This window comes from Campylobacterota bacterium (genome assembly GCA_040752835.1).
GTDB lineage: Bacteria > Campylobacterota > Campylobacteria > Campylobacterales > Sulfurimonadaceae > Sulfuricurvum.
Genome location: JBFMGG010000003.1, coordinates 42,296 through 58,825, shown reverse-complemented (window position 1 = coordinate 58,825; position 16,530 = coordinate 42,296). Strand labels below are relative to the sequence as shown.

At 53.5% G+C, this 16,530-nt stretch carries 16 protein-coding genes; 7 read left to right on the top strand and 9 right to left on the bottom strand.

Features of this window, described 5'->3' with window-relative positions:
• Positions 1-4: 4 nt before the first annotated feature.
• Both motA and motB read left to right on the top strand, forming a co-directional pair.
• Positions 5-778 carry a flagellar motor stator protein MotA gene (gene motA / locus AB1763_00500; GenBank protein ID MEW5831301.1) on the top strand — a complete coding sequence of 258 codons (774 nt, stop codon included), beginning with the start codon at positions 5-7 and terminating at the stop codon, positions 776-778.
• Between the two features lie 12 nt (positions 779-790).
• Positions 791-1,633 carry a flagellar motor protein MotB gene (gene motB, locus AB1763_00495; GenBank protein MEW5831300.1) on the top strand — a complete coding sequence of 281 codons (843 nt, stop codon included), beginning with the start codon at positions 791-793 and terminating at the stop codon, positions 1,631-1,633.
• 224 nt (positions 1,634-1,857) lie between these two features.
• Here the strand turns inward: motB and AB1763_00490 are convergent, their stop codons facing one another.
• The 7 genes from AB1763_00490 to AB1763_00460 form a co-directional block, all read right to left on the bottom strand.
• Complete coding sequence (locus AB1763_00490) at positions 1,858-3,339, bottom strand: inorganic phosphate transporter (protein MEW5831299.1); 1,482 nt, start codon at positions 3,337-3,339, stop codon at positions 1,858-1,860.
• Positions 3,340-3,448: 109 nt separating this feature from the next.
• On the bottom strand, positions 3,449-3,982 hold the full coding sequence (locus AB1763_00485) for a peptidylprolyl isomerase (protein MEW5831298.1): 534 nt from the start codon (positions 3,980-3,982) through the stop codon (positions 3,449-3,451).
• Positions 3,983-4,034: 52 nt separating this feature from the next.
• Positions 4,035-5,480, bottom strand: a complete 1,446-nt coding sequence (locus tag AB1763_00480) for an ATP-binding protein (GenBank protein MEW5831297.1) — start codon at positions 5,478-5,480, stop codon at positions 4,035-4,037.
• Positions 5,481-5,637: 157 nt separating this feature from the next.
• A complete protein-coding gene (locus tag AB1763_00475) occupies positions 5,638-5,922 on the bottom strand; it encodes an HU family DNA-binding protein (GenBank protein ID MEW5831296.1) in 285 nt (94 codons plus the stop codon).
• Between the two features lie 346 nt (positions 5,923-6,268).
• Positions 6,269-6,514: a helix-turn-helix transcriptional regulator gene (locus AB1763_00470; protein ID MEW5831295.1), complete on the bottom strand. Its 246-nt coding sequence runs from the start codon at positions 6,512-6,514 to the stop codon at positions 6,269-6,271.
• Positions 6,515-6,854: 340 nt separating this feature from the next.
• Positions 6,855-7,505, bottom strand: a complete 651-nt coding sequence (locus tag AB1763_00465) for a hypothetical protein (GenBank protein MEW5831294.1) — start codon at positions 7,503-7,505, stop codon at positions 6,855-6,857.
• 56 nt (positions 7,506-7,561) lie between these two features.
• Positions 7,562-8,218 (bottom strand): hypothetical protein, encoded by a 657-nt coding sequence (locus AB1763_00460; protein MEW5831293.1) that lies wholly within the window; start codon positions 8,216-8,218, stop codon positions 7,562-7,564.
• Positions 8,219-8,356: 138 nt separating this feature from the next.
• On the opposite strand from AB1763_00460, the gene pyk reads away from it, so the two are divergent.
• Both pyk and cmoA read left to right on the top strand, forming a co-directional pair.
• Complete coding sequence (gene pyk, locus AB1763_00455) at positions 8,357-9,853, top strand: pyruvate kinase (protein ID MEW5831292.1); 1,497 nt, start codon at positions 8,357-8,359, stop codon at positions 9,851-9,853.
• Positions 9,854-9,959: 106 nt separating this feature from the next.
• Entirely contained in the window at positions 9,960-10,676 is a 717-nt protein-coding gene (gene cmoA / locus AB1763_00450; protein MEW5831291.1) for a carboxy-S-adenosyl-L-methionine synthase CmoA, read from the top strand.
• A 3-nt stretch (positions 10,677-10,679) separates the two neighbouring features.
• Here the strand turns inward: cmoA and AB1763_00445 are convergent, their stop codons facing one another.
• Together AB1763_00445 and nth are read right to left on the bottom strand one after the other, a co-directional pair.
• Entirely contained in the window at positions 10,680-10,886 is a 207-nt protein-coding gene (locus tag AB1763_00445; protein MEW5831290.1) for a hypothetical protein, read from the bottom strand.
• Positions 10,887-10,900: 14 nt separating this feature from the next.
• Positions 10,901-11,548, bottom strand: coding sequence for an endonuclease III (gene nth, locus AB1763_00440; protein ID MEW5831289.1), 648 nt, complete (start codon positions 11,546-11,548; stop codon positions 10,901-10,903).
• Between the two features lie 136 nt (positions 11,549-11,684).
• Here nth and AB1763_00435 point away from each other — a divergent pair, with 136 nt between their 5' ends.
• The 3 genes from AB1763_00435 (at position 11,685) to AB1763_00425 (ending at position 16,477) form a co-directional block, all read left to right on the top strand.
• The gene (locus tag AB1763_00435; protein ID MEW5831288.1) at positions 11,685-13,619 is read left to right on the top strand and encodes a response regulator; all 1,935 of its coding nucleotides are present in this window, start codon (positions 11,685-11,687) and stop codon (positions 13,617-13,619) included.
• 9 nt (positions 13,620-13,628) lie between these two features.
• The gene (locus AB1763_00430; protein MEW5831287.1) at positions 13,629-15,545 is read left to right on the top strand and encodes a response regulator; all 1,917 of its coding nucleotides are present in this window, start codon (positions 13,629-13,631) and stop codon (positions 15,543-15,545) included.
• A gap of 89 nt (positions 15,546-15,634) precedes the next feature.
• Positions 15,635-16,477, top strand: a complete 843-nt coding sequence (locus AB1763_00425; GenBank protein MEW5831286.1) for a peptidylprolyl isomerase — start codon at positions 15,635-15,637, stop codon at positions 16,475-16,477.
• The last annotated feature ends 53 nt before the right edge of the window (positions 16,478-16,530 follow it).

The following is a 16,530-nucleotide window of genomic DNA, read 5'->3' as shown; positions in this document are numbered from 1 at the left end:
TTGAATGGATTTAACGGTTGTATTGGGAATATTGCTGGCGATTACGTCTCTTTCGGTCGGAGACATACTGGAGGGGGGGAATCCCGCCCACCTGATTCACATTTCGTCGTTGCTGATTATCTTCCCTACGGCGATGTTTGCCGCGATGGTTGCGACCGACGGTCCCTACGTCAAAGGGGCGTTCAAAAATCTCGGCCCCATCGTCTTTAAAAAATCGACGGTCAACCTCGAAGAGCGGATCAAAGAGATCATCGGTCTGGCGGTCATGGCGCGACGCGACGGATTGCTCTCCCTTGAGCAAAAAGTCGCCAACCTCGACAACGAGTTTTTAAAGCAGGGGCTGGGCATGGCTGTCGACGGAAACGAAGTCGATACGATCGCTGAAGCGCTCGAACTGGTCATCGAAGAGACCGAGGAATATTATCACGGGTGCGCCCATTACTGGATCCTCGCGGGGGAAACCTCTCCGGTTATGGGTCTTGTCGGTGCGGTTATGGGTCTCATTCTAGCACTGCAGAAACTCGACGATCCCGCCGCGATGGCGGCCGGTATCGCCGGTGCGTTTACGGCGACGGTTACGGGGATTTTCTCGGCGTACGTCCTCCTCGGGCCGTTCGGCCAGAAAATGAAGGCCAAATCGCACCACATCGTCAAGGAACAGAAAATGATGCTGGAGGGGATCATCGGGATCGTTCACGGCGACAATCCCCGTACCCTCGAAGCCAAACTGCTCAATTTCCTCTCTCCGGCCGAAGAGAAACACAGTCAATTCAACTAACGGGCAAGCGTAATGGGCAAAAAGAAATGTAAAAAATGTCCCGAGTGTCCCGCAGGGGAAAAATGGGCCGTTCCGACGGCCGACTTTTTCAGCCTTCTGCTTGCGCTCTTTATCGCACTTTATGCCCTTTCGTCCGTTAACAAGGAAAAAGTACAGGCCGTCAAGGAAGAATTCGTCAAAATCTACGACTACGCTCCGGTTCCCGAAGCGATCAACCCGGTCGTGAACATGGTGAGCGAAGCCGATACCAAAACCGAATCGTCGGGGCAGTCAAGCGGGGAGATGCCCGTTTCGGAAGGGGGCGCCGTTTTGGAAGGGACGCCTCCCATCGATCAGGAGACGATGGAAGCGATCGCCAATCTGCAGCAGGAGCTGCAAAAAGCGTCGATGGGAGAGGGGGCGCTCGATCAGGCAATGGACGGCGTTCTCCTGAAACTCCCCGCGACGGTTCCCTTCCGGGGATCGAGCACGACGATCGATAACGAAGAGATGAGACTTTTTATCAAACGCATTGCCGATCTGCTTAACATGTTTCCTCCTACCGTTCATATCTCGGTACGGGGCTATACCGATGACCTCCCCGTCCCCAAAGGGACGAATCACCGCGACAACCTCGAACTTTCCAGCCGGAGAGCCGAGTCGGTCGTACGGGCGCTGATCGAGAACGGTGTCGCCGCCGAACGTCTCTCGGCAGCAGGATTCGGCTCCGCCCAGCCGATCGCTCCTAACACCAGTGAAGCCAACCGGGCCAAAAACCGCCGGGTGGAACTGTATATGTTCATTTCGAACGAAACCCCGGTCGACACGGCCAAACAGCAAAGCATTCTCGACGCCCTGGGCAAGCTCCAGAAATAATCCCGTCCCCTTCGGAACGGGAACGCTTCCTCCCCATTCGTTTCTTCTCCTTTTTCTCCACCGCTGGCTCGTCTCCCGTGCTCGTTCGCGTTTTGGCATCGACGAGAACGCCTCGTTGCGGTTGCGACGTCGGGATACGATCCGAGCGTATGCCGCAGTGCGATGTGCCCAAAGGGATAAGGGATGTCGGGATGATGGCTAAGAGAAGAAGGGGTCCGTCCGGCTTAATAGCCGAACGCGAGTTTGAGGAGGAAAAAGAACAGTGCCGCCATCGAAGCGGCAGCCGGAAGTGTGATGACCCACGCGAGCGCAATCGGTTTCATCAAAGTCCAGTTGGCATTGCGGTTGAGCATACCGATCCCGATGATGGCGCCGACGAGGATGTGCGTCGAGGAAACGGGGATCCCCAGCACGGTCGCGAGCATGATGATAAACGTTGCCCCAAGCTCCGCGGCGAAACCGGTGACGGGGAAAATCTCGGTGATGCGGCTTCCGACCGTATCAATTACCTCTTTTCCGATAAACCAGAGTCCCGCGACAAGGGCAATGCCGAACGTCGCCATTGCCGCAACCGGAACGGCGGATTCGGCATTGATCTGCCCGGTGGCAAGAATGTCGATGATCGCGGCAAACGGCCCGATGGCATTTGCGATGTCGTTCGCACCGTGACTGAACGCGAACGCCGAAGCGGTCAGAACCTGCAGCATACTGAAAAGACGCATCGTCGCTTTATGCGGAGTATCTTTGTGCATCACTTTGATAATCGCATACACGATGCCGTATGTCAACGTCGAAAAAGTGGCGATTAACAGAAAGATTTGGGCATCGTTGAAACCCAGATTGGCGTGTTTAAGCCCTTTGAACAGGAGCATGCTGGCAATCATGGCAACCCCGAACGCCGCAACAAGCGGTGCGTGGGTACGCAGGGCGTAAAAGGCGTTCGATTTCTTTTTGAGGCGATTGAGCTCCTGAACCTGTTCTTCGTAACGTGCTTTTTCTTCGACCGATGCGGTCGCTTCGTCGTAATCGGCTTTGAGCGACGCAAGCTGCTCTTTAATGGAATCGATATGAGCCTGAACCGTATCGTTGTAATCGAGGATGTATTTTTTCAGGTACCAATAAATGGCGTACGACGCCATACCGCCAAGAACCGGGGAGACAACCCAGCTGATCGCGATCTTGGTGATCTGATCCCAGTGGACAAGATCGAAGACACTCTCCCCCTGACTCATGGTGGCGTATCCCAGTGCGATCGAACCGCCCAGGACCCCGCCGACGATCGAATGGGTCGTCGAGACGGGGTATCCTTTCATCGATGCGAACAGCAGCCATGTCGCGGCGGAGAGCAACGATCCCATCATGACGAATACGAGGAGCATCGGATCGAAATCCATCGCCGAGAGATCGACGATCCCTTTTCGGATCGTATTGGTAACTTCGGCTCCCGCGAGCATGGCACCGCTGAGTTCGAAAATGGCGGCGATGATGAGAGCCTGTTTGACGGTCAGCGTCTTGGCACCGACGCTCGTTCCGAAGGAGTTGGCCACATCGTTTCCTCCGATATTGAACGCCATGAAAATCCCGAACAGCGTTGCCAGGACAAAGAGGGTGTGGTGGTTTTGGAGGTAATCAAAACCCCAGACCATGAACAAGGCGGTGGCAAGGACAAATATACCGCCGAAAAAGAGGTTGTCGCGAGAGAACATTAAAGCTCCGTTGGTTTAGGTATGGAAAACGTAATTATATTACATAACGATTACGTGAATGTTACAAAACGGTTACGTCGCCCCGGCAGGGGGGATGACACCCAGAGGGTCAGGGAAGAAGGGTCGCTTTGAGAATTTTTTGGGCCTGAAGGGGACGGTCTCCCCCGCGCTGGCCGTTCGTCGCGACATTGTTGAGTTTGGCAAGCGTATCCATCCCCCCGACAACCCGTCCGAAGATCGTATGATAGCCGTTCAGCCACGGAGTAGGGGCGGTGGTGATGAAAAACTGGCTTCCGTTCGTCCGGGGACCGGCGTTGGCCATCGCGAGAATTCCGGCACGGTCGAACACAACCCCCGATTTGAACTCGTCTTTGAACGGTTTTTTCCAGATCGATTCGCCGCCTGTACCGGTACCGGTGGGATCGCCTCCCTGTATCATGAAGTTTTTGATGATACGGTGGAAACTTAGACCGTTGTAATAGCCGTTTTTGACGTGGGTGGTAAAATTCTCTACCGCCAAAGGGGCGACCGAGGGGTAGAGTTCGAGGGTGATCTCCCCCTGTGTCGTTTGCAGCACAACGCGGGGGTTGGCTGCGCCGAAAAGCGTAACGGCGGCAATAAGAAAGGCAAATAAAATACGCACTGAAGACTCCTGCGGTTTGGATACAAACGCCCAGAGAAACGGATGGTGCCGTTTAAATGCTCCGGGCGTCGGAATTTGAAACCAAGATTATAGTCGCCGTATCTGATGCACGGCTTAGTTCAAAGGTACAATCGGATGTTTCGGCCGAAGAAACGAGATAAAGATGGGGAATACGGATGCCGCTGATCATATCGGGGGTCGCGAGCAGGAGATTGTCGAGATTCTGGTATTGGAGGCTGAACCCCGGCTGCAGCATGCGGCAGTTGAGGCCGAGGTATTCGTCGATCGCTTTTTTGTATTCGATCAGCATTTCCGGTCGGGGCAGAACGACCATCACTTCCTGTGCCTCCGTATCCAGAAGACGACGGCGCAATTCGCTTAACAGGAGGAACAGCGCCTGTGCGGCAGTGGCGTTGAGAATCGCTACGCTGTCCGAATAGCGGTAGCGGTTGAGGAGAAAAAAGGTGTTTTCCAGCGTATCGGGCTCGCTCATCGTCGAAAAAAGGAGCCAGCGTTCCCCCCGCGTTTCCTTGAGCTTTTCGAGAAACGGTTCGCTCATCCGGTCGGTATCGTCGCACATGATGATCTTCGCGTTCTCCGCGCTTTCGCCGGCACCGTCGAACTCTTCGGGTGTGCAGAAACGGATGGAATCGAGCGGAAGGGTGAAGGCCCCGTATTCCATCAAAGAGATCCATTTGTCGCGTAAAAGTTCCCCCGCCAGGGATGTCGGCGTCACGATGAGCACGACGCAGCCGCGATTGCGCAAGACCTCCGCGACGGCTCTTCGCAGAAGCAGCGTGCTTTTGCCGCTTCCGGAAGCCCCGTAGAGGGTGGTGAAGGTATTTTCGAAAGGGGTATCCAAAAAAAGATTCTGCTCGTCCGAAAGGAAAGCACCAAAGGGTTCCTTCGGCGTCGGGAGAAGGAGGCGATGGGCGTTCAGGGATCCGATGGTTCTGAGAGCCGAATAGGGCTCGTCCGCCTCTTCGCAGAGCGCTTCGAGTTTGGATAGGGCGTCGTCGGGAGTGTCGTCGGCGAAAACGATGCGCGATCGGGGAAGCAGTTCGTGAAAGGAGGGATCAAGCGACCCGTATTCCTCCTGAGTGAGATTTTCCATCCAGATAAAACGGGTGAGCGGGGTCGAATCGAACGAAACGACGTCGGCAATTTTTCGGCGGATGGCCGATTCGACCGAATCAAAACGGGTCGATGCATCTTGTTTGCGCCGAGCCGTAGCCCTCGAGAGGGTGGCTTCCTTAACGTCATCGAGGGTCCAGGGGATCTTCTCTCCGTAATACAGACCGCGACGGGGCAGAAAAAAGAGAATATCGACGGGAACCGCGCGTTCGTGGAGATAAAGGGTGTAATCGGCAAAAAAATGCCCTTCCCCCGCGCGTACGACATCCGAAAAAACAAAGGTGTCGGAAGGTTTGGACGGCTCTGCTATGGGGTCCGAAGAAGGGTTTGAGGAGAAAAAACGCTTCAGTAACTGTACGAACACTCGAACCCTTTCCCTGATTTGACGACGTTGCCACGGCAAATGGCAGACCCATAATAAAAAACGATTATAACCAATCTTGAGCACGGAAAGTATAGTGAAAGATTATTAACGGGAAGAGAAAGCCGGAAGGGGGAACCTTCCAGGCATTAAGGGGTGATTATTTGCCGGCAGCTACGCTGTCTTTAAGACTTTTGCCCGGTTTGAATTTTGGAACCATTTTGTCTTTTGTGCTGTACGTTTTAGACGTTCCCGGTACTTTACCGCTTTTACCTTTTTGCAAAGATGAGCTGAAGCTGCCGAAACCGACGAGCGCGACTTCTTCTTTTGCTACGAGTGCAGCAGTTACCGCTTCAGTGAAAGCTTTGATCGCTGTTTCCGCTTCAACTTTTGTTTTGTAGCCGCCGCTTTTTTGAACCAATTCTACGAATTGCGCTTTATTCATTTATTGCCCTTAATATAGATCTGTGAATCCTACTCAAACCCCAGCGTTTGCGAGGAAACGGCAGGGTGAGCGTTTCAGCCGCGAATACTTTAATATCTCTTGGCTTAAAATTTTCTTCTTTTTTGTATTTTATTGAGAAGTTTTGTGATTTTGTTCGGTTTTCGATTGTTTTTTTGCCCGAAAACGGTGCTGCCGCTGAGGATTGCGGGGAGGACCGGATGTTTTCCCTTTATAAGAAGAGATAAATTTTTGCTCCAGAGCGAACAACGCTGAAACACGTTAGGCGAAGCCGAGATGGACAAAAAGACCTCTTCGAGACCGATCCGTTCTTGTTCCGTCAAACTGCTCATGATTTCTCCCCAAGTTTATTGATTTTCCGCACGACACGGATGATTTCATCGTCTTCGAGCATCCCCAGCATTTCGATCACCGCTTTGGCGGCCTGGGGTTTGGCGTTTCCCAGCCTCCAGTCCTGATAGGTGCGCATCGAAATACCCAGTTCCTGAGCCATCTCCTTTTGGGAAATCTTCTTGCCGTTGCGCTGTGCTTCTACGGCGTTGTGTAGAAGATTAAAAAGATCACTCATTTCCATCGCTCCATTGTAATATCCTTTTCTTAAATTGAACATAAAACCGTATAAAAAATGTAAAAAAATATACTAAATGCATTGATTAATGTAGTTAATACACAATAAAACAATTAAAGCATTTACTATTCCATATTTTTTATTTATAAAAACGTATTTAATGCGAAGAAAACCGTATAATATTTGCACGCAGATGGACGTCTGAACGCAAACGAAATCGGTGCGGGTGTGGCGGGGGGGAATGCGGATAGCGTTTTGGCAGCGGGCTTTGGGAAAGGCGAAGGGGCTTAGGGGAGCCTTCTGCGCGAAAGAAAAAAAGGGAGAAACGGTGTTAGGGGATCAACGCTCAGGAGAGGAAATCGGTGTAATCGTATCGGGAGAGGTCGACGTAAAAATCCCCCTCTTTTTGAATGATGCGCGGGTCGCTGCCGAATGCGGCTTCGAAACGGCGCCGGACCTGTTTGCGTTCTTCGGAATCCATGCCGATAAACTTCAGGTAGCGTTTGAGTTCGATGAGGCCGTTGGCGATCGGCGCGGGCTGGGGGGAAGGCGAGGTGATGTCGACGTCGTGAACGTTCGCGTCGTGGGCAAGGAGAAGCTTGGTATTGATCACTTCGAGGATGCTTTTGAGCTGCTCGTCTTTGGCGGTGTAGATCTCTTCGATCCGCTGGCGTTCGGCGATCAGCATCTGCTCCTTGTCGTTGACGAGGCGGTCGATCTTGGCTTCGAGTTCTTTGATCCTGAGTTTAAGCTGCTGATTCTCTTTTTGATAGAGGGAGATAATCATTCCGACCGTCGTTTTCGGCGCCTGGGGAGCTGTCGCGGCAGGTTTGGGCGATGCGGCCGTTTTCTCGTCGTCGAGGGAGCTTTTGGGAACGATGATATAGGTCACGCCCCCTTCGATGATGTAGTTGAGGCGTTTCGTCCGAAGTTTGCTGTGAATCATCTCTTTGGACATTTTGAATGTTTTGGCGTATTCGTCGATCGTAAAACGCATGCCGTGCTCCTTGCGGGTATCGTATCCGTTATCTTAGCGAAAAATTCTTTTCCCCTTTATTCTTTCGCGGGGTGCGAAGGGGCGCCGTGGAGCTTGGGTGGGGGGATGATGGCTCCCTGGCGCATCCAGATGAGGTAGGCGTGGCGTTCGATTTTGTGTTTGTCTGAAAAGGTATGGAGCGAGCTATGGCGGAATTCGCACTGTTTGAGGAGGGTATGGAAATCGGGGTTGTGTTGCAAAAACGTTTCCAAAGAACGGTAGGCATCGTCCGAGATGATCACGGTATTGACGAGGAGGTTTTTGATCTCGATGTAGCGGGCGCATTCGTTCAGCCCGTCCCCGACGTAGTTGTCCTGGCCGAGGATGTCTTCGAAACGGAAAATTTTGCCGGTGTGGACGGCGACCCGGATCCCCTGAAAATAAGGGTATTCTTTGGCGATATAATCGGAAAAATGGAGCAGGGAGAGCCCGAGGATCGGTCCGAACCCTTTGAGGTCGGGGTGCAGGACGCAGTAGAAGCCGTCTCCGGTGGGAATGAGTCCCAGCAGCATCCGTTTCATCGGGATTCCGGACGATTTGAGCATCATCCGGAGCATTTTCCGGTACGTGTTCGAAAGATAGGAGATGATTTCCAATTGCCGCGTCATCGGAAGACGGGAAAAATCGATGATGTCGATCAGAACGAGATCGGTCTCGATGGGATGCTGTGTCATGCGGTGTGTCTTTGGATCGAAAGATTTGCGTCATTGTAGTCTAAAACGGCTGAGATGTTCAAAACTTCGGCACGATGGGGCGGGGAATGTTACCGAAATGTGTTACCATTTCCGAAAAATCCCCGAAGAGAGGCCAGCATGCAAAAACGAACCAAAATTTTAGCCACCGTGGGACCGTCGTCCGATACGGTCGAGACGCTCTCGGCAATGATCCGTGCGGGCGTCAACGTCTTTCGTATGAATTTTTCGCACGGCAGCCACGAGTACCACGCCGGGGTACTGGAGAACATCCGTACGGCGATGCGCGAAACGGGATTGATCGTCGGCGTGCTTCAGGATATTTCGGGACCAAAGATCCGCGTCGGCACGCTGCGCGAGGATTTTTCGCTTGAAAGCGACGACCGGATCGATTTTTATTACGACCGGATCGAAGGGGAAAAAATCGGCCCCAAACATTACCGCCTGTCGATCAACCAGCCCGATATCCTCGGAATGCTCAACGTCGGGGATGCCATTTACCTTTATGACGGAAACATCCGCGCCAAAATCGTCGAATGTACGCCCCAGTACGTCAGTGCGACCGTTGAAAACCACGGGAAGCTCTCCTCCAACAAAGGGGTGAATTTTCCCAATACGGCCCTGGGAATCGATGTTCTGACCGAAAAGGACAAGGCCGACATGGCCTGGGGTGTTCGGCACGGTGTCGATTTCATGGCGATTTCGTTCGTCCAGAACGCCCGTGACATGATCCAGGCGCGCGAGGTGGTTCGCGAATGCGGCGGAGAGGTGCAGCTGTTCGCCAAAATTGAAAAATTCGACGCGGTTGAAAACATCGACGAGATTCTCCGCCACTCCGACGGATTGATGGTCGCCCGCGGCGATCTGGGGATCGAAGTCCCCTATCACCGCGTCCCGACGATCCAAAAAATGTTGATCCGCAAAGCCAACGAACACTCCAAACCCGTTATCACCGCGACGCAGATGTTGCTGTCGATGACGGAGAAAGAATCGGCCACCCGGGCCGAGATCAGCGACGTGGCCAATGCCGTCCTCGACGGGACCGATGCCGTGATGCTCTCCGAGGAGAGCGCCGTCGGGAAAAATCCCGTTCTGGCGGTGGAGACGATGGTCAACACGATCCGTTCGATCGAAGAGATCTATCCGTACGGGAAGTTCGATTTCGGATACGACGACGCGATGGACGTCGTCAACGAATCGGCCGTTCGGCTGGGGGATTCGCTGAGCGCCGAGGGGATCATCGCCATGACGACGTCAGGTCAGTCGGCGAAAAAACTTGCCCGTTACCGCCCCAGAATGACCATTTACGCTGCGACGCACGAAGAACGGGTCGCACGGCTTCTGACGATGGTTTGGGGGGTTGTCCCCGCGTACCTGACGCGAAAGGGGCGTCTGGAAGAGATGCTCAGCGATGTGATTCACAGCGGGCTCAAACGCAACATTATCGATAAAAACAACACGTACATTTTTACGGCGGGATACCCCATCGGCACGCCCGGTACGACGAACGTCATCCGTATCCTGCGCGAAAACGAACTCACGTTTTTCGGGGAGACCAAACCGTTGCCCGCCAAAAGCAAAAAAAACGAGGAGAACAACGTTCCGACCCTCTTTTAAAGTGGATCGGAAAATGCTTTTTCTCTTGGGAGGGGCCGTTGAGTTTTGTTTCGTCGTCTCGTGAGTCGCCCCTCGAAACCGCTTCGCTTTACGCTACAATTTCAGCATGAATACCGATACCCTTTTTACCAAGCCGATTTCCAAGCAGTTTGAGTTCGATGCCGATGTTGCGGCCGTTTTCGACGACATGCTGGTCCGCTCCGTCCCGTTTTACAAAGAGTCCCAGGCATTGACCCGCCGGTTCGCCGCCAACGCCCTTGCCGAGGGGGGGACTGTGTACGATCTGGGATGCTCGACGGCATCGATGCTGCTTGAAATCGAACGTTTCCTCCCCAAAGACGGTGCGGTTCGGCTTGTCGGTATCGACAACTCTTCGGCGATGATCGAACATGCCCGCAAAAAGACCGAAGCGTTCGGGTCCCGGGTCGAGCTGGTAGAGGGGGATATTTTGACCTATCCTTACGAAAAGGCGCGGGTGTTCATCAGCAATTACACCCTCCAGTTCATCCGTCCGATGCAACGCGAAGGACTGTTGCGAACGATTGCCGATGCGCTCGAAGAGGGCGGGGTCTTCTTGTTCAGCGAAAAAGTGGTCAGCGACGATCCGCGGCTCAACAAGGAGCTGATCGACTGTTATTACGATTTCAAGAAGACGCAGGGATACAGCGAGTATGAAATCATGCAAAAACGCGAAGCGCTCGAGAACGTCCTTATCCCCTACACGATGAACGAAAACGTCGCCATGGCGAAAAACAGCGGATTCAAAACGTGCGATGTCCTGTTCCGCTGGGCCAATTTCGCGACGTTCATCGCGATCCGTTAAGCGTCAGCGGACGCTTCCGCGTATCGGATTGCGGAAAGCCTCTTTGACGTCGGAGTAGTCGACGATGTTTTTGTCGCACTCTTTATGGTAATAACCCTGTACGTCGTAGTATTCTTCGCATTCGTTGTAGTAGCGGAGACTGACGCCCCGTTCGTTGAAACATCCGCCCACGACGAAGGGCAGCAAAAAAAGAAGCAGTTTTTTCTTCATGCGGGCATTGTAACTCATCTGGGTTTAAATCCCTCCGTACTTTTGCAATAGGCTTTCAAAAAACACTCCGTATCGCATTTGGGATTTTTGGCGGTGCAGATGTAGCGCCCGAAGAGTACCAGGGCCTGATGGAGGCGGTGCAGATCGGTTTTAAACTTTTTGACCAGTGTCTCTTCGGTTGCGATCGCGGTGGCGTCGTCGCTGAGACCGAGCCGGTGGCTGACCCGGAAAACGTGGGTGTCGACGGCCATCAGATTGGCATTGGTGTATTCGATGAGGACCACGTGGGCCGTCTTCTGGCCTACTCCGGCCAGGGTCGTCAGCTCTTTTTCATCCAGGGGAATCTCTCCTCCGTACACGTCGACGACACGCTGCGCCATCTTGACGAGATTGATCGCCTTGTTGTTGAAGAACGAGCAACTCCGGATCAATTGTTTTACCTCTTCGAGATTCGCGCGTGCGAGGTGCGCCGGGGTGGGGTAGGCGTCGAACAGGGCGGGAGTGATGAGGTTGACCCGTTTGTCGGTGCACTGGGCGGAGAGGGCGACGGCGACGACGAGTTCATAGAGGTTGGCGTAGGAGAGTTCCGTTACCGCTTCGGGATAGCGCTCCAAAAGAGCCGAGTGGATCGCTTCTATCTCTTTTTTGGTCGCTTTTTTCATCGTCCGATTCCGTTTTTGGGGCGTATTGTAGCATGATCGAAAAAAAAACATGAACCACGATGTTTTTGTGTTACAATAGCTGCTTTTCATACCAATCCACACGCGGTGTATTCGGGAAAGGGAGCAGGTTTTGGGATTGACGGGCTGGTTTCGGAAACTAAGAGGTGCGGGCAAGAGCCGCTTTGCGCAAGAGAACGAACAAATCATCAATAAATCGCTGTTTTACAAAATCCTCGATGCCGATCCTTCCGCCGTCCTCTTTTTTACGAAAGAGGGGGGCTGGATCGGAGCGAACAAAACTTTCTTCAATCTGGTTCCCCTGCAAAACATCGAACAGCTCCGCTCGGGCTACGAGAGCATCCGCGAACTTTTCGATCATGAAGACGAAGAGGTCTTTACCGAATACGACAAAAGCTGGCTTGATTACATCCGTACCCATTGCCCCCTCGGATACGGCGTCGGGATTACCGACCGTTCGGGGAAATCCCGTTCGTTCTCGGCGACCGCGACGCTGCTGGAAGGAGACGGGGCCGAACTCTATCTCCTGCGGCTTCAGGACCGAACCGCGGAGACCGATCTCCAAGAAGAGGTAAGACGGACCGAACAGCTCAAAAGCAAGTTTCTCTCGAACATCGGGCACGAATTCCGAACCCCCATGAACGGCATTCTGGGATTCGTCGAACTCCTTTCCAAAACGTCGCCGAGCGAAACGCAGGCCGAGTACATCCGTTCGGTTCAAAGCTCCGCCCGCAACCTGATGTCCAACATCGAAAACCTTCTGGACCTGGCCCAGATGCAAAACGGCCGTCTCAGCCTCAACGACAGCGAATTCGACGTCATCGCCGAGATGGAGGAACTGGGGAAAAACTGCGTTTCGACCGGAAGCGACAAGGGGATCAACGTGTCGTTTTTCATCGATCCCAAACTTCCAAGCCGCCTGATCGGGGATATCCGCAAAATCAGGCAGGTTCTGAACAACCTTTACGTCAACGCCCTCAAATTTACCCCTTCGGGAGGGCGTATTACGGTTGAGGTAAAGCTGCTCAAACGTAATACGTCGGGGAGTTGTAACGTCGGTTTCAGCGTCAAAGATACCGGCAAAGGGATCAGCAAATCCGAGCTCGGGAACATCACCCGTCCGTTTGTTTCGGGGGATCATGCGGACAATCGGCTGGGCGTGGGGCTGAGCCTTTCGCATGGCCTGATCGCCCTGATGGGCGGCGATCTCAAAATCGCCAGCGAGGAGGGGAAAGGGTCCACTTTCAGCTTCGCCCTGACGATGGAAGGTTCGTCCGATCACGCTCTTTCGATGATCAACGCCCACAGCGTCAAGGTGGTGCTCATCGATGAAAAGCGGCTCGACGATGCCAACCACCTTACCAACTATCTCCGCAGTTTCGGTGTCAGTGTGACCAAAGTACAATTGATCGACGAAACGCTGTTCGAGAACGCCGAGGTGATTTACCTGATTGCGTCGCAGGAGAAAGGGGAATGGGTGATGAAGCTCGAGCGGCTGAACCGTACCTGCAAGACCGTTTTGGTGCTCGAAGCGAACGAACGGCTGCAGGCCAAAATGCTGCACGTCGTCGACAAGGCGCTGCATAAGCCGTTACTCCCCGGTATGTTGTATGCACACTTATCCGAAGTCCTGAACCTGCCGCGCCCCGCGGTCGCGGCACCCACACAACTTCAGCGCGGGGTCGGCGCGCTGGTCGTCGAAGACAATCTGATCAACCAGCGGCTGATCAAACTGCTGCTGCGCGAGTACGGCATTGCGGTCACCGCGGTGTCCAACGGCGACGAAGCAGTCGAAGCGTGTCGTACCCACCGTTACGACATCGTTTTCATGGACATCGATATGCCGATCAAAGACGGCATTCTGGCGACGCAGGAGATCAAAGCCGAAGAGAGCCCCCTGCGCCGTATGCCCATCATCGCCCTGACGGCCCTCGCGATGGAAGGAGACCGGGAATACATCCTCGAACGGGGACTCGACGACTACCTCTCCAAACCGCTCACGCGCGAAAAACTGGAGTACGTTCTCCGGAAATATCTGCACGATCCGTTGTAAGGAGCAACCATGCACTACATCGAGAGTTTTCATCAAGCTTATCCGGAAACCATCGAATTGCTGACCTCCTGCGCCAGACTGCATACCGACCCGATGATGTATGCCGATATGTCCGGCGGGGTTGTCGGGTGCAACGCCCAGCTGCTCGATCTGCTGGGGGGAAAGGATGTCGCTTCGCTCCCATCGTTGCTGGAGTGGTTTGAACCCTTCGGAGTCGAAATATCGTTTTTGCTGTCCCAGCCGGGGCGATATCGCGGGAAAATGAGAGCCGGGGAAGCCGAATACAGCGTCGCGGTCAAATCCGAAGTGATCATGATCGGACGCACGCCGATCATCGGGGTCGTCTTTCAGGATACGACGGTGCTCGAGAGGGCCAAAGCCGCGGAACGTTATTTCGAACATTTCAAAAAGAAATTTCTCACCAACATTTCCCATGAATTCCGTACGCCGATGAATGCCATTATCGGGTTTACCGATCTGCTCAAAAACAGCCCTCTGGGATCGTGGCAGCAGGAATACGTCGATATGACGAGTCGAAGTGCCCTTTCGATGATGCGCAACATCGAAAATCTCCTTGAACTGATGCAGGTTGAGAGCGGAAGCATTTACATGAACCTCTCCCCTTTCAGTCCGCTGGAGATATACGAGAACTTCTCGATGCAGTTCGAAGACCTTGCATCGGCCAAAGAGATCCAGCTGATGTTCCTGATCGATCCCCATCTCCCCAAAAAGATGGTGGGAGATCAGGACAAGATCCTGACCGTGATGCGAAACCTGATCCAAAACGGGATCAAATTTACCGAAGAAGGGGGACAGGTCCTCGTCGAGATTCTGATCGTTCAGGAAGAAGCCGGGCGGATTGAAGTGGAGTACGCGGTCAGCGACACCGGGATCGGGATCGAACCCGCAAAAATCAAAACCCTGCTGCGTCCCTTCGCATCGGCGTGGGAGAACCAGCGTCGCGGAAAAGACGGCATGGGGATCGGGCTGAGCCTCAGCCACAAATACGTCGATATGATGGATTCGCATCTGATGCTCGCTTCGGAACCGGGCAAAGGGTCACGGTTTTCGTTCCGGATCGTGCACGAGATTACCGAAGCGGGGGCGTTCGATTTTGTCGAGGGGACCCGTTCTCTCATCTATACCCACGACCACCATTTTTCGACCCAGGGAGCGTTGCTGTACAAATACCTTGAACTCTTCAAAGTGCGGGTCAAGGGGATACACGATCTGGTCAATACGGCGCTGCACGAAAGCGACGTCCTGTTTTTGGACGTTCCCCATCTCTCCCCGTCGCAGGTGGATGCGATCAAATCGACCTACCCGAACCTTCAGGTCGTTCCGATCATGAAATTCGAATACGGTGAACAGGCCGATGCGATCGTCGAATCGGTCGAATCGATCGTCACGCTCCCCATTCTGCCCGGCGCGTTGCACAAAACGCTCGCGGTCGTGTGGAACAAAATGCCCAAAGAATATATCTCCCGCAGTCCCGAGGTGCAGAGTATTCCGCGGCAGGAAGAGATCAAGATCCTGATCGCCGAAGACAACCTGATCAACCTGAAGCTGCTCGAAACGATTCTGCGACAGGAACGTTTCCAGGTGGTTGCGGTCGATAACGGCCAAAAAGCGGTCGATGCCTATCTCAAAGAACCCTTCGACCTCGTCGTGATGGACATCGACATGCCGGTCATGGACGGTCTGACGGCGACGAGACTGATCAAAGAGATCGACAAACGCGACCAGCGGGGATTCGTCCCCGTTATCGCCCTCACCGCACACGCCCTCATCGGGGACCGCGAACGGATCGTCGCGGCCGGGCTCGACGCGCACCTGGCCAAACCGATCGACAAACATTTCCTTCTCCAGACGATTGAACGCTATCTCAAAACGGCCCAATCGCAACGGCTGGAGAACGCCGTTTAATTTCGGTTATTTTTTGCGTACTATACTCTCAAATGTATTATAATGCCGAAATCAAAATCCCTGTGCAGACAGGGAATATAAGGAAAGCAATGAAGCGTTTTTATGCCGCTTGGGTTTTGGGTTTGTTGTTGGGTGCTCCGATGGCATCCGCGGGTGTTTTGGCAACGGTCAACGGTGACGAAATCACCTCCGAGGAAGTCAACAAGGTATTGATGGAAGGGACCCAGGGGCGGTTTGACTCACTCCCGGCAGAGAAACAAAACGAATTGCGGCAGCGGATCATCGAAGGGATGATCGCGCAGGAACTGGTATACGACGATGCCAAACGTACCGGGGTCCTCGAATCCAAAGAGTACAAGCAAGAGCTCGAAGCGCTGATGAGCCGTCTTCGGGTACAGCTCGCGGCCAAAATCTGGGAGAAAGAGCAGTTCGATTCGATCAAAGTCGATCCCAAAGAGGTCAAAGAATATTTTGACAAAAACGCCGACGAGTTCATCGATAAAGAAAAAATCCGCGCGCGTCATATCCTGGTCAAATCCAAAGCGGAAGCCGAAGCGGTGATCAAAAGCATGAAAGGGCTCAGCGGCGACAAACTGCGCAACGAATTCATCGCCCAGGCCAAATCGAAGTCGACGGGACCGAGCGCGGCAAAAGGCGGAGACCTCGGATATTTCCCGCGCGGGCAGATGGTTCCTTCGTTTAACGATGCCGCGTTCGCGATGAAAGAAGGGACAATGTCGGCGACTCCGGTCCAAAGCCAGTTCGGATACCATGTCATCTACATCGAAGACAAAAAAGCGGCGAAAAAACTCGGATTCGATGAAGTGAAAAACTTTATCGAGCAGCGGTTGAAAATGGACAAGTTCAAAGCGCACATGGAGAAAAAAATGAACTCCCTGCGCGAAAAAGCCAAAATTACCTACACCAAATAAAGCTTCTTTTCTTCTCTTCCTCCAGCGGGGGAAGTACTGCAATGGTAAAAACA